Here is a 19252-nt window from a genome sequence, read left to right on the forward strand (position 1 = left end):
TTTTAGGTGATTATTTCTTAATATGTTTTGCTGTAATTTGCAAAACCTTTTTCAATACCATTAACTTCAATTTCTTTTAAAGCTAATGCAATTGCTTCTGGTAAATGTTCAACTTTTGTTAAATCTTCTCCCCAAAATGATTCATTACTTAAAACAGCTTTCGCTATTTGATTGTAATCATTAGATTTCCAAATTTTTTCAAAATTAGAAACAATCGCTTCACTATCTTGTACTGGCAAGGTTTTACCATTAAAAGTGCCTTTATAAAAACGTATTAACGATGCAAATGCAAATGTTAAATTTGTTGGTATTTTGTTATGAATTTTTACATATCCCAGTAAACTTGGCAATACACGCACTTTAAATTTTGAAACTGTATTTAAAGCAATACTTGATAAATTATGAATAATGAATGGATTTCTAAAACGGTCAAAAACTTCTTCAGCAAAACTATTTAACTCATTTTTATCCATATCCAATGTATCTATAATTTCTTCAAAAACAGCCTTGTTTATAAAAGGACCTGTAAAAGCATCATCAACAGATTGTTTAACCGTTTTATTTCCATATAAAATTGAAAAAGGAACCATTGCTGTATGCGCACCATTTAAAATTCGAACTTTTCTTGTTCTGTATGGTTGCATATCGCTAACAATTTTAACATCTAAATTTGTTTTATCAAATGGTAATTTTGCTTTTAAATCGTCTCCTCCTTCAATAACCCATAACAAAAAAGCTTCGGCGGCTACTATTAAATTATCTGAATAATCTAACTGAGCATTGTATGCTTCTATTTCATCTTTTGGATAACCCGGAACAATTCTGTCAACTAATGTACTGTGAAATGAATTACTTTTTAATATCCAATTTTTAAACTCATCTCCTAATTTCCAGTCATTTATATATTGAAGAATAATTTCCTTTAATGTTTCTGAATTATGGTTTATTAATTCACAAGGAATAATTGTAAGCCCTTTTTTTGAATCACCATTAAAATGTTTAAATCGTTCATATAAAAGCACTGTTAATTTAGCAGGAAACGAACTTGGTGGCTGCATTTCCGGTGTATCAGAAGCCACATAAGCAATTCCTGCTTCGGTTGTATTAGAAATTACAAATTCCAATTCTTCTTCTTTAGCCAAACTTAAGTAATCGTTAAAATTAGCATACGGATTTACACCTTTTACAATGTTTGAAATTAATTCAATATCTTGAATTTCCTTTCCTTTTTTAACACCTTTCATAAAAAGTGTGTACAAACCATCTTGCTCATTAAGTAAATCTACCAACCCTTTATCTATTGGTTGCACTACGGCAATTCCCGCATTAAAATTTACTGCTTTATTCAATTCTTGAAATGCGTAATCTATAAAAGCTCTTAAAAAATTACCCTCTCCAAATTGTACTATTTTTATTGGGAGTTTATTTTCTAAACCTGTATTTTTTCTATTTAGTTTTTTCATTTATTTACTATAAATTAGTAATAGCTATAATTTGTAAATATTTTAATTTTCAACTGGGTTTAAATTTTCATCTAAAGGTGTCATTTTCGGCATTAATAAATGAACTAAGCCAAGAATAATAAGGTAACATGAGCCTGCAATTAAAAAGGCCCAAAAATAGCCACTATTTCCAGCCTGATCCAGTACCGAACCCAATGCTTTATCTGCAACTATACCTGCAACAGCTCCAATCATACCTCCAATTCCTACAACTGAAGCTGTAGCTTTTCTTGGAAAAACATCGGAAACTAACGTAAATATATTAGCGGACCAAGCTTGATGACCAGCTGCTCCTAATCCAATTAGTATAATTGCTATCCATTTACTTTCTGTAACGGCCACAAAACTTACTGGAAGGATAATTAAAGCGCAAATTAACAACGTAATTTTTCGAGCCTTATTTACTGTCCATCCCTTTCTCATTAATGCTCCTGAAAGATATCCTCCAAAAATACTTCCTCCATCTGCTAAAATATAAATAACAAAAAATGGTAATGCGATGTTTTTAATATTTACATCAAAGGTTTCTGCCAAAAATTTTGCTCCCCAGAAAAGGTAAAACCACCATACTGCATCTGTAACTTTAGCTAAACCAAAAGCCCAAGTTTGACGCTTATCCAATACACTTTTCCAAGGTAATTTTTCTTCATTTTCTGTTTCTGAATCACTTTGAATATATGCTAATTCTTCTTTTGATACTTTGGGATGAACTTCTGGTTTTTTATACATTTTAAACCATAGAAATACCCACAATGCACTTAAAGCACCTGTAATTAAGAATGGTACTTGCCAGTTTTTTCCATCTTCATGCACTATCCAACCAATTACAAATGGAGCTGCAATTGCTCCAATACTTGTTGCTGCATTAAAAAGACCTGTTGCAAATGCACGGTCTTTTTTTGGAAACCATTCTGCAGTTGTTTTAATTGCAGCCGGAAAGTTTCCTGCTTCACCAAAACCCAAACCAAATCGAGCTGCAGCAAAACCAATTACACTAAATCCAGGGCGAACCAATGCGTGTAACATCCCAAAGAAACTCCAAATTGCAATAGAAAGCGTATACCCTTTTTTAGTTCCCAAACGGTCTATTAATCCTCCCATTGATAACATCCCTACCGCATAGGCAACTTTAAATGAAATCATAATATTGGCATAATCACTGTTTGTCCAACCAAACATTTTTTCTAAAGTTGGAGCCATTACACCAATAATACTCCTATCAAAATAGTTGATAGTTGTAGCAAACATTAAAAGTGCTAAAATTCTGTAGCGATAGTTTCCTATCTTTTGAGTTTCATCCATAATTATTTTTATTTATTTGGTTAGTAATCAACAGGCATTAAACTTTTAATACAAATGTTGAATTATAAATGGTTTAAATTTATTTTCTTACTTGTTTTATAATTTCTAAGGCTTCTTTTACTTTATTTTTTAACGTATTAAAATCTTTATTCGCTAAAATTTCTTTTGAAATTAATTGTGATCCCATTCCAACACAAGTAACTCCTGCATTAAACCATCCTTCTATATTTTCTTTTGTTGGTGAAACTCCACCAGTAGGCATAACACTTGTCCAAGGTTGAGGACCTTTTATTCCTTTTACAAATTGTGGTCCGTAAATATCTCCAGGGAATAATTTTACAATTTCACATCCTAACTCTTCAGCTCTAGCTATTTCTGTTAAAGTTCCACAGCCTGGTGACCATAAAACTTTTCTTCTATTACAAGCAATGGCAATATCTTCTCTTAAAACTGGAGTTACAATAAAATTAGCACCCAAAGCTATATATAATGAAGCGGCAGCACCATCGGTAACTGAACCAACTCCCATTATCATTCCTGGTAATTCTGCAATAGCGTATTTAGTTAATTCTCCAAAAACTTCGTGAGCAAAATCTCCTCGAGCAGTAAACTCCATTAATCGAGCTCCACCATCATAACATGCTTTTAATACTTGTTTACTTAATTCTAAATCGTTACTAAAAAATAAAGGAACCATTCCCGTTTCTTTCATTACTGATGCAACTTCTATTCTTGTAAATTGTGCCATTTTATTTTATAATTTAAATATTGATAATGTGGAGAGTTGACTTATACCTAACAATTTACAACTCCCCAACAAAATCAATTCTAATTAAAACATTTATATTTTATCTTGCTACTCTTCCTGAAGCGTCACCGCCCATTAATTTATTAACTTCATCAACTGTTACTAAATTGGCATCACCTTTAATAGTATGTTTTAAGCAAGACGCTGCAACTGCAAAGTCTAATGCATTTTGATCGTCTTCTGGATACGTTAACAATCCGTAGATTAAACCACCCATAAATGAATCTCCTCCACCTACTCTATCTACAATATCAGTAATTTGGTATTGACGCGTTTCAAACATTTTTGTACCATCATACAAAACTCCTGCCCATGTGTTATGTGATGCTGAAATGGAACCTCTTAAAGTTGTAATTACTTTTTTAGCTCTTGGGAATTTTTCCATCATTTGTTGACAAACAGATAAAAACGCTTCTGCTTTTACATCATGTCCATGCGTTGTAATATCTAATCCTTCTGGTTTTATGTTGAAGTGTTTTTCAGCATCTTCTTCATTTCCTAAAATAACATCGCAATACGATGTTAATTCAGTCATAATAGCTTCTCTGTCTCCGCCATAATTCCATAATTTTGCACGGTAGTTTAAATCTGTTGAAATAGTTAAACCTAATTTACTTGCTGCTTTAACTGCCTCTAAACAAACATCAGCTGCTCCTTGTGAAATTGCAGGAGTAATACCTGTCCAGTGAAACCATTCTGCACCTTCAAAGACTTCTTCCCAATTGATCATTCCTGATTCAATTTCAGCAATTGCTGAATGCGCTCTATCATAAACCACTTTAGAACCTCTAGATACTGCTCCTGTTTCTAAGAAATAGATTCCTAAACGATCTCCACCCCAAACAATTTTATCTATTCCAACACCTCTTTTACGCATTTCCATCATAGCACATTCTCCAATATCATTTTTTGGTAAACGTGTTACAAAATCTACAGAAACTCCATAGTTTGCCAAAGAAACTGCTACATTTGATTCTCCTCCTCCATAAACAACATCAAAATTATCGGCTTGTGAAAATCTTAAAAATCCTTGTGGAGCCAATCTCAACATGATTTCTCCAAATGTTACTACTTTACTCATTGTAAATTATATATTAAATTCTTTATTTTAAAATTTGAAATATTCTTTTGCGTTATTATAACTAATATCTGAAACCATTTTCCCAATCCATTCCATATCATTTGGCAGCTCCCCTTTTTTAATTTCCTCACCTAAAAGATTACAAAGAATTCTTCTAAAATATTCGTGCCTAGGAAATGATAAAAAGCTTCTAGAATCGGTTAGCATACCAATAAAACAACTAATTAGCCCCATATTAGAAAGTGCATTTAATTGTTTTGTCATTCCATCTTTTTGATCTAAAAACCACCAGCCAGAACCATATTGAACTTTACCTTTTAAACTTCCATCATTAAAGTTTCCTATCATTGTAGCCATTACTTCGTTGTCTGCTGGATTTAAATTATAAAGAATAGTTTTGGTTAATTTATCTTTGCTATCTAATGCATTTAAAAAATTTGATAATTTTTGAGCCTGAGAATAATCCCCAATAGAATCCCAACCTGTGTCTGGCCCTAAAACTCTTAGCATACGAGCATTGTTATTTCTTAAAGCTCCTAAATGAAATTGTTGCACCCAACCAAACTTGTGATATGTTTCTGCCAGAAATAATAAAATTGCACTTTGAAATTTCAAAACTTCGTTATTGGTTATTGATTTATTTGCTCTTTTCTTTTCAAAAATCGATTTTATTTCACTTTCTTTAAATTCCTCAAAATAAATTTGATTTAATCCGTGATCGCAAAGTTTACAGCCATTATCATCAAAATATGCAATTCTTTTTGCTAATGCATCACGTAAGTCTTGATAGGAATTTATTGAAATATCAGCTGATTTCCCAAGTAAATCAATATAAGTATTATAGCCTTCTTCATCAATTAATATTGCTTTATCTGGTCTAAAAGCTGTACTCACTTTTAAATTTAGATTGCTTTCTTTAATTTTCTGATGATGCTCTAAAGTATCTATTGGATCTTCAGTTGTACAAACAACTTCTACATTTACTTTATGCAATAAATTTTGAACACTATAAGCTTCTGTATTTAATTTTTCTTTCGTTTCTTGATAAATTTTTTCTGCGGAATTTTCATTCAATAAATCATAAATATCAAAATACCTTGCTAATTCTAAATGTGTCCAATGATACAATGGATTTCTCATTGTATATGGAACTGTTTTTGCCCAACTTAAAAATTTATCTTTATCTGATGCTCCACCTGTTATAAATTCTTCATTTATACCTAATGTACGCATTGCACGCCATTTGTAATGATCACCATTAATCCAAACATTTGTTATATTATCAAATATTATATTTTCTGAAATTTGTTGGGGAGGTAAATGATTGTGATAATCAATTATTGGTTGATTTTTTGCATAGTTATGATATAATTCTTCTGCGAATTTATTTCCCAGTAAAAAATCATCATGTATAAATTTTGCACTCATTTTATATAATTACTTTAAATTATTCTTCATTTGAAGGCTTACCAATTGTAGCTAAAATACCTCCATCTACATAAATGATTTGTCCGTTTACAAAATCGCTGGCTTTTGATGCTAAAAATACAGCAGCACCTGCTAAATCTTCAGGATTTCCCCAGCGTGCTGCTGGAGTACGGTTGATAATAAATTCATTAAATGGATGCCCATCAACCCTTATAGGAGCAGTTTGTGAAGTTGCAAAATAACCTGGTCCAATACCATTTGTTTGAATATTATATTTTGCCCATTCTGTTGCCATGTTTTTAGTTAACATTTTTAACCCTCCTTTGGAAGCTGCGTAAGCAGAAACTGTATTTCTACCTAATTCACTCATCATAGAATTAATGTTAATAATTTTTCCTGCGCGGCGAGTTATCATTTTTCTACCAACATATTTAGAAACAATAAAAGGCCCTACTAAATTAACATCAATTACAGCCCTAAAATCTTCCGATTCCATATCTTCCATTGGAATTCTTTTAATAATCCCTGCATTGTTAATCAGAATATCAATTGGACCTACTTCTTTTTCTATAATATCAATATATTTCTCAACTTCTTTATCATTGGTAACATCAAAAACATACGTGTTGACTTTTAATCCTTCACTTTCATATTCTTTTTTTGCTACTTCAAGCATGTCAGGTGAATAATTATTTACAATTAGTTCTGCTCCCGCATGACCTAGAGCTTTTGCCATTGCCATTCCTAAACCATGAACTCCACCAGTAATTAAAGCTCTTTTACCTGTTAAATCAAATAAATTTTTCATTGTAATATTATGTTTATCTCAATTCAGTTATTTTAGCTACATCCATATCGTTATAATCTAGGTTTTCACCTGCCATTCCCCATATAAATGTATAATTTGAAGTTCCTGAACCACAATGAATTGACCAAGGTGGAGAAATTACAGCCTGATGATTATTCATCCAAATGTGACGTGTTTCTTGTGGTTGCCCCATAAAATGACAAACAGCTTGATTTTCTGGAATGTCTAAATAAAAATAAACCTCCATTCTACGGTCATGAACGTGAGCTGGCATTGTATTCCATACACTTCCTGTTTTAAGCTCTGTCATTCCCATTTGCAATTGACACGTGGTAATAATTCCACCAATAATCATTTGGTTTACAGTTCTATGATTTGCCGTTTCCAAAGATCCCAATTCTAATTTATTAGCTTCAGCTTTGCTCACTTTTTTTGTTGGAAAACTTTTATGTGCCGGTGCAGAATTTATATAATAAAGAGCCGGATTCTTAACATCTTCACTTTTAAAAATCACATCTTTATTTCCACTTCCAATATATAATGCATCTTTAAAACCTAATTCACAAGAAGTTCCATCTACTTCTACACTTCCATTTCCTCCTACATTTATAATTCCAATTTCTCTTCTTTCTAAGAAGTATTCAGCCTTTAAAGGATCAATAGTTTCAAGTTTTAATGGCTCTAATGGAACAGCAGAACCAGCAATATACCTATCGTAATGAGAATAGGTAAGATTAATTTTACCTGCTTCCATTAAATTTTCAATTAAAAACTCTTCTCTTAATTGTGCCGTATCATATTGTTTTACAGCTTGTGGGCTAGAAGCGTAGCGCGATTCGTAAGTTGTTGACATAGTATTATTTTTAAAATGTAATCGATTACACAAATGTAATGGAAATTATTTTAAATGCAAATTTTATCTATATACATTTCATTTTTTAAATAAAAAAATCAAGAAATTATTAATATAATGGTAATAAATATTACCATTATAAAATATTTAAATTTCAATAAAAATTTAAAAACAACCTTAGCTTCATTTACTCATTATTTTTTATTTTATTTTTGTTACCAAAATATTAAGATTAATTTCGAATATTATTGGTAAAATATTTTTAAAATAATGTTTTCCTTGAGCTAAATTGAAATCGAATATTTTTATAAAATCATTTCAAATTTATCAAATTAAAATTTAAAAAAATGCTTAATCATAACTATAAAAACAAAGTAGCAGTAATAACTGGCGGAGGAGGTTCATTAGGTGGTGCAATGGCTAAAGGGCTTGCCCTTGAAGGTATTAAGGTTGTATTAATTGGAAGAACTTTAAGTTCACTTCAAATTAAATCGGAAGACATTAACAATTTAGGCGGGGAAGCAATAGCAATGGCTGCGGATGTTTTAGACCTCGAAAAATTAAAAGATGTAAAAAAAGCTATACTTAATAAATGGGGCAGAATTGATATACTTGTTAATGCAGCAGGCGGGAATTTAAAAGGAGCTACAATAATGCCTGAAGACAATTTTTTTGATATAAACACAAATGATTTTAATTCTGTTACAGATTTAAATCTTAACGGTACTCTGTTACCTACAATTGCTTTTGGGAGTGAAATTGTAAAACAAAAAAATGGAAATATAATAAATATTTCTTCCATTACAGCTCAACACGTTTTAACAAGAGTTGTTGGTTATTCCGCCGCTAAAGCTGCTATTGAAAACTTCACAAAATGGCTTGCAATTGAAATGGCACAAAAACATAGTAATAATACCAGAGTAAATGCTATTGCCCCTGGTTTTTTTATTGGAAACCAAAATAAAAGTTTATTATTAAATAATGATGGGTCTCTTACAGAAAGAGGAAAAACAATTGTTAAAAACACACCTATGAAACGTTTTGGCGAACCAGAAGAGTTGGTAAGTACATTATTATGGTTATGTAGCGACTCATCTAGTTTTGTAAATGGAATTGTAGTTCCAGTAGATGGTGGATTTAGTGCGTTTTCTGGTGTATAGTTAAATAATAATCTCCCGTAAAACAAAAAAGCCTTACTAAAAATAGTAAGGCTTTTTGTGATCGCGATAGGATTCGAACCTATGACCGTCTGCTTAGAAGTTATCCTACCGCACTTCATTCTACTTCACTCTAATCGCTTTAACTACTGTTTTACAATTACTTACACTTTTCAACTTAATTTTACTTCACTTATAAAAGTGTTTATTTACTAAAATATTATGCAAATATTATGCAAATGATTACATTTAACTTTTCAAACTAATGCTATGGATTTTAGAATTTCACTATATCTTGACAAAAGAAAGTCAAAGAAGAATACTCCTAACCTATTCCCTGTTAAATTACAGCTCTATTCTGTAATCACCAAGAAGCAAAAATTTTTTGGTACAGGTATAGACTTATCTAAGGATGATTTTGAAGATATATTCAATTCAGATAAAAGTGTACGAGGTAAAAAAAATGAAATAAAAGTATTCCTTCAGAACATTCTAAGTAGAGCTAACAAAGTTGCTATGGACTTATCCCCTTTTTCATTTGAATCCTTTGAAAAAAAGATGTTCAGAAGAAAAGGTGCTAGTATTAATATTCAATATCACTATAACAACAAGATAGATGTACTAACTAAAAACGATCAAATTTCTACTGCTAGTAACTATCGCTTAAGTCTTAAGTCCTTGAACAATTTTTTAATTGCTAAATCTAAGGGTAACATTAAAAATTTAACATTTTACGATATTACAACTGACTGGTTAAATAAATATGAAAGTTATATGATTAAAGACGTTGATAAAAGCAGAACTACTGTTTCAATGTACCTAAGAGCATTAAGAACTATTTTCAATGATGCCATCAATGAAAATGAAATTAAACGTGAAACCTATCCTTTTGGCAAAGGAAAAGGCAAATATCAAATTCCAACATCAACAGGAACTAAGAAGGCTCTTTCAAGAGAACAGTTGAAAATTTTATTTAACGCTAATACAATCACTCCTGAAGAAGAAAGGGCTAAAGATTTCTGGTTTTTTAGTTACGCCTGTAGTGGTATGAATATTAAAGATATTGCACTTTTGAAGTATAAAAACATTGATGATGGAAATATCAGATATTACAGAGCCAAAACTATCAATACAAAAAAAGGAAATCTAAAAGAAATTAATGTTCCGCTGAATGATTATGCAAGAGGAGTTATACTTAAATATGGTAATGAACATAAAAACCCTGATCAAGTTATATTTCCTATATTATTAAATGAAGACGATGCTTTGAAACAACGGCGCAAGGTTAAAAACTTTACCAGTCTTATAAACCTTCACTTTAATAAAGTTGCAAAAAGAGAAGGATTTGAATTTAAAATAAGTTCGTACTGGGCCCGCCACTCCTTTGCAACTGTCTCTATACAAAAAGGTGCTTCAATGGAATTTATAAGCGAAGCTCTAAACCATAGTAGCCTTAGTGTTACAAAAAACTATTTTGCTGGATTTGAAGACAAGGATAAGAAAGAATTTGCTGATAAACTGATGGACTTTTAAAAAAATAACGCTGCTATGTATAATTTCACGGATCTAATTGCTAAATCATATATTGAGTACACAATAAGAAGAAACGATAATATTGCACATTTTTTCTATTATAATTTTCTAAGATTTACCTATTCAAGAAATTCAAAACCTATTTTTGGACAAAATGAATTTTTTAAATTATTAATCAATGAAATTAATAGTTTAATCAATATAACATATTCCAGTAATCAATACATTGAGAAGTTTGAGGATAAATATTTTGAAACAATAAGGTTAGAAAAAGATTTTGAATCTTATGAACGATCCAAACAGAAAGAAGATCAATTGATAGCGGATGATTTAGGTTTTATAGGTGAAGTTAAACGTAATAACTGGGAAAAGTGTACAAATGCAAAGGAATTAATTAAGGCGTTAGAAAATGGGTTAATCTTAAGCGATCCTATAACATTTATTTCAGAGATTAAAGAAATACAATCTGGAGATCTTGTTCTAAGAAAATCAAAGCTAGAATATTTAAAATCTGAAGCTGAAAGAGCTAGCGATGCAGAAAGTATTGAAGATCTTGACACTAATGTTTCCTCTACGACTATCTTAATAAAATCTAACAGTGATACAGAAACCTTTATTAAGGTTAATGAGGCTTTTAGATTCACACTAACTGACGATCCTTGGCAGAAGAAGCAAATATTATCTCATCAAGATTATAACAGCCTTGTTATTTGGGTAACTGAATACTTTGAAAAAAGTTTTACGATACCTGAAATTAAGGAACCTATTAAGAAATTATACACAGCTAAGGGAAATATTGTCCAAGCGTTTAAAGATTTATTTGCCGAATTACACCCAAGTTTATCTAAATCCAAACCTGAAAGCTATTTTAAGTTAATAAGTTCGTGTTTTGTTCTATTTAGTGATAAGACACGCAAACAAATTGACGGGGCAAAACCCTCTAAAGATTATGATTATATAGTAAAGAAAATTCCTTAAAACAATAATTCCCGTAAACTCGTATTTTATTCTCGTAAACTCGTAACATAATTCGTTATATATCAGTAAGTTACTTATGTAATTTTGCCGTGTCAACGCAATTAAGCGTCTGACATAAAAATATAATCAATTATGTTAAAATTAACAATCGACTCACTGCCTGAAGCAGTGCAAGAGTTAAATGCAAAGATGGACATTATTACTATGTTGCTCCAATCTGCGAAACCTACTGAAAAGAAAAACGATCTTCTTAACATTCAAGAAGCAGCAACTTTTTTAAACTTATCTAAAGCTACTTTGTACAACAAGGTTAGCAAAAGAGAACTACCTGTTATGAAACAAGGCAAAAGACTTTATTTCTCTAGAGAAGAACTTACTAGCTACATTAAGTCGGGGAAGGTTCTTTCAGACCGAGAGATTGAAGATCAAGCCAACAATTATTTATCTAACTATAAAAAAATTGCATAATGGATAATTCGACAAATAAAAATCAAGGTAATGAAGATAAATTACCTACTTTTCCAGACACCTTATATCCTCAACTTCCTCAATTTCTGCAAGACGCTGTTTCACACGCAACTTCAAATCAGGAAAGAGATATGCTTTTATTAGGCGCAATTACAAGTATCAGTTCGTGCATCCCAAAAGTTTATGGTATTTATGATAAGGATAAAGTCTATTCAAATTTGTATTTATTTGTAACAGCTCCTGCTTCCTCAGGAAAAGGGAAATTAAATAAGTCAAGGTTGATCATAAATAAAATACATAAATCTTTAAGAGCTGAAATGGAATCTCTAAATGAGGATTACAAAAAAGATCTTGCATATTATAATAAGAACAAGAAAAATAATAGTGACTTAGTTAGACCAAAAAAACCAACAGAAAAAATGTTGTTTATTCCCGCTAATAATAGTAGTACAGGGATGTTTCAATTACTCAATGATAATGATGAAAAGGGTATTATTTTCGAAACAGAAGGAGATACCTTAACACAAGCATTTAAGTCAGATTATGGAGATTATAGTGATGGATTTAGAAAAGCATTTCATCACGAACCAATAACATATTTCAGAAGAACTGATCGGGAGTATGTTGAGATTGAAAAACCAAAATTATCTGTAGTATTATCCGGAACACCTGGGCAGGTTATTTCTTTAATACCAAGAGCTGAAGATGGCCTATTTAGTAGGTTTATGTTTTATTATCTTGTTATGAAATCTGAATGGATTAACCCATATGATAAAAGTGATACTGAGGATCTTGATTTAAAATACAAGAAATTAGGGGATAACTTCTTTGAGTTTTATAAATTGCTTAATGATAGCGATGAAATCAAAATTAGTATTAGTGATGTTCAAGGTGAGAAATCATTTGAATACTTCTCTAAATTACAAGCAAAGTATGAAAATATCGATTCAGATGGATTTATTGCTAATGTAAGACGATTGGGACTTATTTCTTTTAGGCTTATAATGATTCTAACAACACTTAGAATAATGGAAGATGGTAGTGATGTACCTAATGAAAGAGAATGTTCAGATATTGATTATGATAGCGTTCTTAAAATGATCCCAATTCTTACACATCATAGTCGTAAAGTATTTTTTACTTTGAATAAAGTAGAGAAACCAGCTGGTCATAAAAGTTCGAAGGAAGAGTTTATTGAAGCATTACCGAAAACATTTTCTCGGAAAGATTATATTAGTATCGCAAAAAACAAAGGGATTAAAGATAAAACAGCCGAAGGTTATATATCAAAATTAGTGAAGGACGGCATCTTATATAAAAAGTCGCACAATAATTATATAAATACTTTATTTCCAGAAGATGGGGAATCTTAGGAAGTTGAGGAAATAAAGGAAATATCCTTAAAACCCTCAGAATCCTGTAATTCCTAAGTAGTCCAAATGGCAATAAAAAAACCCACTTCTTTAGAGAGGTGGGTAAATTGCTATGAAAAAGATCGACAAACTAATAGTCTGTCTTCCAGTAACAAATATAATATAAATCACTATAAATTCCTATGATAATTTATTAATTTAGCATAAATAAAATCAATGAAAAATAAATTCAAAATTACCGGCCTTTTCTACGAATTACAAGGCTATAAATTCCGAAAGTACTTAGATATTAAAAAAGTAAAAAAAAGCCCTAAAACACCTGATTTAATGGTAGTAATGATGAACCCTGGTAGCTCCAGAAGTATTGACGGAATAGATAATAATACCATAGCTTCTGAAGCTATACCTGACAGAACTCAGAGCCAGATAATGGAGGTGATGTTGAATGCTGGATATGAATATTGCAGAGTTTTAAACCTATCAGATATCCGTGAGCCAAAGAGTAATTTGTTTTATAAGAAAATGGCAGAGTTAGAGGCTAAAGGTATTGCACACTCTATATTTGATGATAGCAGAAAAGAAGATTTTAACAGCTTATGGATACCTAATATCCCTGTAATCTATGGCTGGGGAGTAAATGATCATTTAAAGCCTTTAGCTGTAAAAGCTATAGCGGCGTGTAATGCTTCAAACACCTACGGTATTTTAAAGCCTAATACTAATTGGGCTTATTACCATCCACTACCTCCAATATATATAAAGCAAAAAGAATGGGTTGAAGTTGTCTCGAAGCAATTAATACTTTGATTAGCCCATTAGTAATTTTAATCGGCTTAATATTAGTTCTACATCAATAAGTAGCTTTACTTTTCAATTAGTTTATCAATTAAATAATTTTTTTATGTAAAAAATCTAAATCTTGAATTGTAACCAAAAAAGAAAATTAAAATGACTAAATTAGCCGCTTAAGTTTTACATTTTTATATTACAAAGATTTTGATAAAAGAAAAATTAATTAGTCCCAATAAGTTACCATTTTTACAATCACAGATTCTACAAATTATATATATAGACATTAGTCTGAACCAAAAAACATCGTTAGAAAATATTTACAAGGTTACGGATTATAAACCAAACAGTAAGATCTTAAATGATGCGATCAAAGCGTTAAATACTAAAAAATTTCTAATTGGTGATTTAGATAAAGGTTATGCTATTCCTGAAGAAAGATTAGGGTTATTCAATTCTATTATTAAAAAGAATGATTATGTTCACAAGATTTATTCGGAGAATATTCTTTCATTAGAATATTCGAATCGAAGAAGGAAAAACAAATTACATAATAAAACTACACTTTTTAACAACGATAATCATAGTAATAGTACAATTAGTCAGTATAATAATGGCGGTATATGTCATAGATGGTATAATTATCTAGAAGATTTCCCATACTATTTAATTGAAGAAAAAATTAAAGAATATGGATTAAATGAATCTTCCCTCATAGTAGAACCATTTGCAGGAAGTGGAACGACAAATGTTTCATCTAAAATGTTTAATATTAGGTCTTATGGTTTTGATGCTAACCCATTAATGGCATTTATTTCTGAGGTAAAAACAAATTGGGATATTGATTTAACAACATTTAAAAAAGAAGTTTTAAGAATCTCAAAAAAATTTTTAAAGGATATTCATCATTTTGACACTTTAAATATTGACAAAGATTTTCTTGATAAAATGCCAAAAAAGGAACTCAATCAATGGTTAAGCTTAGGTTTACAAAAAGAGGTAGTTTTATTGAAAAATCACATCAAAACAATAAAAAATAAAGGAATTAGAAAACTGTTATTGTTATCGATGTCACGTTCAGCTCTTGATGCTTCATTTGTGGCCTTTTGTCCAGGCACGACTTTTTATCCTTTTAGAGATAAAGATGAATTTTGGGATATTTTTACTGATAAAGTTGTAGAAGTATACAATGATTTAATAAAACTTCAGCAATTAAATATAGATTTTAAAGATGTTCAAATAATTAATGACTCTTGTCTTAATGCATCCAAATATATAGAGCAAAAGTCAATTGATTTTTTAGTTACTTCACCACCATACCCAAATGATCTCGAATATACTCGCCAAACTCGGTTGGAATTATATCTTTTAGATTTTGTCGAGAATATGGACGATGTTCAACAGATTAAAAGAAAAATGGTAAAAGGGAGTACTAAATTGATTTATAAAGAAAGTAATTCTGCTGAACATATAAAGAAATTTAAAAGTGTTATGGAAATTTCTGATTTAATTTATGAGCAAACAAAAGATAAAAATTGGGGATTTGATTACCCTAGAATGGTTAGAGAGTATTTTGGTGATATGTATTTATGCTTAAAAGAGTTTCTTCCTTTAATGAAAGAAGATGGACACTTTTTATTGGTTGTTGGTGATCAAACAATTAAGGGAGTATATATTCCTGTATGTGATATTTTGATTGAAATGGCTAATAAGCTTGGTTATTCTGAAGGAAAAAAAGAACTTTTTAGAATAAGAAGAAGTACTGGTCATAACGTTGATCTACCAGAAGAAATAGTAATATTAAAAAAATAATTATGAGAAATCCAAATGAAATTTTCACTTATCCACTCGACAATGATAGTGATAATGCACAGGAAGCAGTTAACTACTACAATTGTCGGTTCACTGGAAAAATATGTGACAAGCAAAGTAGAATGATAAACTACCCGATGGGTGTTTGCTCTGTAAATCATAGTGGGAAAAAACCGATAATTTGCCCGAATAGATTCCTAGAGGATAATATTGTCTTTACTAACATTTGTATTAGTGCATTTGGTAGCACCGACAATGTTCTTTTGTTTAAAGAAGTTAGACTAAAAGATGTTGGGACTTTTGACTTTGTTTTAGTAAAGCATAAACCTATTAGTAGTGAAGTTGAAGATTTTTGTATAGTAGAGTTTCAGTCAGATTCTACTACGGGAACTGGTAAACTGGTTAATGCTTTGAAAGATTTTATGAATGGAGATGACTTAAAGAATAAAAATTATAGTTTTGGTATGAATACATATAATACTATAAAATTATCTTATATTCAAATGTTAATTAAAGGGCAAGTTATGGAATCTTGGGATAAAAAAATATTTTGGGTTATGCAAGATTTTGTATTTGACAATATGGTAGATAGATTTAATTTAGCTGATTTAGATTATACCGAAGAAGACAATACTAAATATCATATTTATGATTTAGAACTAAAGGATAATTTATATAATCTAAAGTTAATTAGAAAAAAATCAACAACAATATCAAACCTTATAAAAGCATTTACGCATCAACCTACACCAAGTATTGATAGTTTTATTAATAAATTAGAAGAGAAAATAGAATTAAAATTAGGTTTATCCTTTAAGTAATTGAATAAAAAATGATACAACTCTTGGCTAGATGTATATAACTGACAAACATTCGTTGGGTAATATGGAGTTCCTCAGTCGATCCACTTAATTTCGTAAAGCATAATTAAAAATTCTCCTACGTCTAATTTGTACTTAACATTCGTTCTACTACAATTTGTGCTCCAGCTGGTGCTCATTGTAGCTCTCTCATTTGCTTTTCTTCATACGCTACTCTATTCGGAGACACATAGCTTACTTTACTCTTAAGATCTTCTAAGGATATGCTACGCAAGACCTTTTATTAAGAGGAAACCGCTATTTCATACTGACCGAGCCCGCTTTTTCCCTCAACCTATTTGGTGATCACAGTTTTTGATAGCATCCATTTTGCATAGAATTTAACCACTTCTTTCATTCGTTATTAAAACCTATTGCAAACGCACACAAGAGCAGCGCACTCATTCAGCTATTTCAGCCAACTCTAAAGTAGTTTTAACATCAACAGTTATTCTATATCCTCAACTTCCTTAGTTTCCTCAAAATCCTCACCCTCATTAAACTAAGATAACTGTAAGATGTACACCTACACTCCATCCTTCAATAGCTTCCTTCAATTACAGCACTTGTCTTTCCAGCCGCTTCAAAAACAGCGCCACCAGCGTGTACCACGTAGTTAGAAAAAATATTTATTCGGAACTCAACATATTATTCTTTTCTAACAGTTTCGGTCAGCTCGTGCTGGGCTCGGCTCTGCTTCGCAATTACCCTCTTTTAAATAAGGAGCATTGGTATTCATTTGTTAAGAGTAAATTATACTACTGAGGATATTAAGGAAGTTGAGGATTCTGAGGATATTAGTTGATAGCAATTACCTTCTGTAGTAATTATTCATACTAGATAAACATTCTAACATTTAATTGTTGACAGAAATAAAAAGTCGGCAAAATTAAGTTATTACCATCTCCAGCCGCCTCATTTTGTAAAAGGTCAAGCCCTGCGGGTTTTGGAGAAAATCTCCACCTTAATACAAAATGCTTCCAAAACAACTTTATAAATCAGGTAGTATTTTCTCCAATAACCTTGTACAAAAGCCACATAACAAGCATAGCCTTTTTTCTATTTCGATTCAAAATTAAAAATGAACCATTAACATTTAAAAGTAAATAGTATGCTAAACTACACGATCAAATCCTACAAGAAAGGTAGCACCTACAATCAACCACATTACTTCATTCAAAATAAAGGTTTGAATAGTGGTAGAGCTCTTCATAACCCGATACCTAATTGCTTCGTTGTAACTACAGAGACAAATGAACAGCGAGAAATACTATACTATTTATGTCAATCATTACAGGTAGGAGAGTGTTTTAAATATTACATCATTGGGAGCGTTATTCCTTTCATTCGCATAGATGATGTAAGAAAAGTCCTTAATACAGCTCTACAGAATTATGAAAAAGATAATTGGGAGCTAAAAGTTAGAAAGTTAATGAAAATAATCAACTATGAAGATAATCTAAAGCAACAACTTAAAACGATAGGACAGTTAAAAATTGCATTACTTCGAACCTGATAGTAACAGGTTATTTACACATACTAAAAAGTACCCGCCACCTATTTATGCCACCCCCTTTTGATTATTAGTTTTTTATTATATGATATTCGAGGGGTAGTGCACTTCTGTGAGGCTATTTTCACCCCATATACCGATGTTATATCTGTTCCTCCTTATTATTGTAGTTCTTACTCCTAAGCTTTAATAGATACCTTAAAAAGAAGCTATAAGAGCCCCATAATTCAACAGCCTTACCTATAAAATAATCTCTTAATTTACATCTACAGGTTGCTTTTATATCTATACTACTAAATTTCAACAGGGAGTATATGAGCGATCCACATAAAGCCACACTCTCCCTGTAGCCCCCCGGTCGAACGACTATGGAAAAAGGAATTATATACAACTTCGAAGGTAGGTCGATTATATGCAGTTAAGTCCAAACGGGTGTAGGGGTAGCATTCATATAAAATACTTTTACACTTGTTTAAGAAATTAGACTTCTAGTGATTGATAATAACACGTCAACTATTGATTGAGTCTTAAGATTAGTTGTTTATGGAGTTTTAAACAAAGGTGGGTAGGGTTGTTTAAACTTCTTAACAAAGATTTATTATGCAAATATTATGCAACTTAAAAACAAGAAAGGCTTCACATTTCTGTAAAGCCTTGATTCTCTTGTGATCGCGACAGGATTCGAACCTGTGACCGTCTGCTTAGAAGGCAGATGCTCTATCCAGCTGAGCTACGCGACCATTATTGTCGGGGTGGCAGGATTCGAACCTGCGACCTCCGCGTCCCAAACGCGGCGCGATAACCGGGCTACGCTACACCCCGAAAATGGTTATCTTAAATTTTGCGGAGAGACAGGGATTCGAACCCTGGCGACAGTTACCCGTCGACAGATTAGCAATCTGCTCCATTACCACTCTGGCACCTCTCCTAAAAAATATGCTTATGAACTTATTTTTGCGAGTGCAAATGTAACATTAGAAATGCATT

The 19252-nt window shown here is 31.2% G+C and carries 16 protein-coding genes and 3 tRNA genes; 9 read left to right on the top strand and 10 right to left on the bottom strand.

Going from position 1 to position 19252, the window contains the following annotated elements; genetic code table 11:
• Nucleotides 1-17: 17 nt before the first annotated feature.
• The 7 genes from BX611_RS08200 to kduI all read right to left on the bottom strand — a co-directional run bounded on the left by BX611_RS08200 (nucleotide 18) and on the right by kduI (nucleotide 7782).
• The gene (locus tag BX611_RS08200) at nucleotides 18-1463 is read right to left on the bottom strand and encodes a tagaturonate reductase (protein WP_115880017.1); all 1446 of its coding nucleotides are present in this window, start codon (nucleotides 1461-1463) and stop codon (nucleotides 18-20) included.
• Nucleotides 1464-1505: 42 nt separating this feature from the next.
• The gene (locus BX611_RS08205) at nucleotides 1506-2804 is read right to left on the bottom strand and encodes an MFS transporter (protein ID WP_115880019.1); all 1299 of its coding nucleotides are present in this window, start codon (nucleotides 2802-2804) and stop codon (nucleotides 1506-1508) included.
• A 79-nt stretch (nucleotides 2805-2883) separates the two neighbouring features.
• Nucleotides 2884-3552: a bifunctional 4-hydroxy-2-oxoglutarate aldolase/2-dehydro-3-deoxy-phosphogluconate aldolase gene (locus tag BX611_RS08210; RefSeq protein ID WP_115880021.1), complete on the bottom strand. Its 669-nt coding sequence runs from the start codon at nucleotides 3550-3552 to the stop codon at nucleotides 2884-2886.
• A 100-nt stretch (nucleotides 3553-3652) separates the two neighbouring features.
• Nucleotides 3653-4693 (bottom strand): sugar kinase, encoded by a 1041-nt coding sequence (locus BX611_RS08215; protein ID WP_115880023.1) that lies wholly within the window; start codon nucleotides 4691-4693, stop codon nucleotides 3653-3655.
• Nucleotides 4694-4720: 27 nt separating this feature from the next.
• On the bottom strand, nucleotides 4721-6121 hold the full coding sequence (uxaC, locus tag BX611_RS08220) for a glucuronate isomerase (protein WP_115880025.1): 1401 nt from the start codon (nucleotides 6119-6121) through the stop codon (nucleotides 4721-4723).
• 19 nt (nucleotides 6122-6140) lie between these two features.
• On the bottom strand, nucleotides 6141-6929 hold the full coding sequence (locus BX611_RS08225) for a gluconate 5-dehydrogenase (RefSeq protein WP_115880027.1): 789 nt from the start codon (nucleotides 6927-6929) through the stop codon (nucleotides 6141-6143).
• Nucleotides 6930-6942: 13 nt separating this feature from the next.
• Complete coding sequence (gene kduI / locus BX611_RS08230; protein ID WP_115880029.1) at nucleotides 6943-7782, bottom strand: 5-dehydro-4-deoxy-D-glucuronate isomerase; 840 nt, start codon at nucleotides 7780-7782, stop codon at nucleotides 6943-6945.
• A gap of 347 nt (nucleotides 7783-8129) precedes the next feature.
• On the opposite strand from kduI, the gene BX611_RS08235 reads away from it, so the two are divergent.
• The 9 genes from BX611_RS08235 to BX611_RS15300 all read left to right on the top strand — a co-directional run bounded on the left by BX611_RS08235 (nucleotide 8130) and on the right by BX611_RS15300 (nucleotide 18268).
• A complete protein-coding gene (locus tag BX611_RS08235; protein ID WP_115880031.1) occupies nucleotides 8130-8942 on the top strand; it encodes an SDR family oxidoreductase in 813 nt (270 codons plus the stop codon).
• Nucleotides 8943-9209: 267 nt separating this feature from the next.
• Nucleotides 9210-10472: a tyrosine-type recombinase/integrase gene (locus BX611_RS08240; protein WP_115880033.1), complete on the top strand. Its 1263-nt coding sequence runs from the start codon at nucleotides 9210-9212 to the stop codon at nucleotides 10470-10472.
• Between the two features lie 15 nt (nucleotides 10473-10487).
• On the top strand, nucleotides 10488-11450 hold the full coding sequence (locus BX611_RS08245; RefSeq protein WP_115880035.1) for a hypothetical protein: 963 nt from the start codon (nucleotides 10488-10490) through the stop codon (nucleotides 11448-11450).
• A 132-nt stretch (nucleotides 11451-11582) separates the two neighbouring features.
• Nucleotides 11583-11918, top strand: coding sequence for a helix-turn-helix domain-containing protein (locus BX611_RS08250; protein ID WP_115880037.1), 336 nt, complete (start codon nucleotides 11583-11585; stop codon nucleotides 11916-11918).
• Nucleotides 11918-13291, top strand: a complete 1374-nt coding sequence (locus BX611_RS08255) for a DUF3987 domain-containing protein (RefSeq protein WP_115880039.1) — start codon at nucleotides 11918-11920, stop codon at nucleotides 13289-13291. The genes BX611_RS08250 and BX611_RS08255 overlap by 1 nt, the downstream gene beginning before the upstream one ends.
• Nucleotides 13292-13507: 216 nt before the next feature.
• The gene (locus tag BX611_RS08260) at nucleotides 13508-14098 is read left to right on the top strand and encodes a DUF1643 domain-containing protein (RefSeq protein WP_115880041.1); all 591 of its coding nucleotides are present in this window, start codon (nucleotides 13508-13510) and stop codon (nucleotides 14096-14098) included.
• A gap of 189 nt (nucleotides 14099-14287) precedes the next feature.
• Entirely contained in the window at nucleotides 14288-15892 is a 1605-nt protein-coding gene (locus BX611_RS08265; RefSeq protein ID WP_162879988.1) for a site-specific DNA-methyltransferase, read from the top strand.
• 2 nt (nucleotides 15893-15894) lie between these two features.
• Entirely contained in the window at nucleotides 15895-16713 is an 819-nt protein-coding gene (locus tag BX611_RS08270) for a NotI family restriction endonuclease (protein ID WP_115880045.1), read from the top strand.
• A gap of 1150 nt (nucleotides 16714-17863) precedes the next feature.
• Nucleotides 17864-18268, top strand: coding sequence for a DUF6943 family protein (locus BX611_RS15300; protein WP_115880047.1), 405 nt, complete (start codon nucleotides 17864-17866; stop codon nucleotides 18266-18268).
• A 663-nt stretch (nucleotides 18269-18931) separates the two neighbouring features.
• On the opposite strand, the gene BX611_RS08280 is transcribed toward BX611_RS15300, so the two are convergent.
• From BX611_RS08280 to BX611_RS08290, 3 genes are all read right to left on the bottom strand, one after another.
• Nucleotides 18932-19005 (bottom strand) — tRNA-Arg (locus BX611_RS08280).
• A 7-nt stretch (nucleotides 19006-19012) separates the two neighbouring features.
• Nucleotides 19013-19087: transfer RNA gene (locus tag BX611_RS08285), tRNA-Pro, on the bottom strand.
• A 22-nt stretch (nucleotides 19088-19109) separates the two neighbouring features.
• A tRNA-Ser gene (locus BX611_RS08290) sits at nucleotides 19110-19193 on the bottom strand.
• Between the last annotated feature and the right edge of the window lie 59 nt (nucleotides 19194-19252).

This window comes from Lutibacter oceani (assembly GCF_003384935.1).
Taxonomy (GTDB): Bacteria; Bacteroidota; Bacteroidia; order Flavobacteriales; family Flavobacteriaceae; genus Lutibacter; species Lutibacter oceani.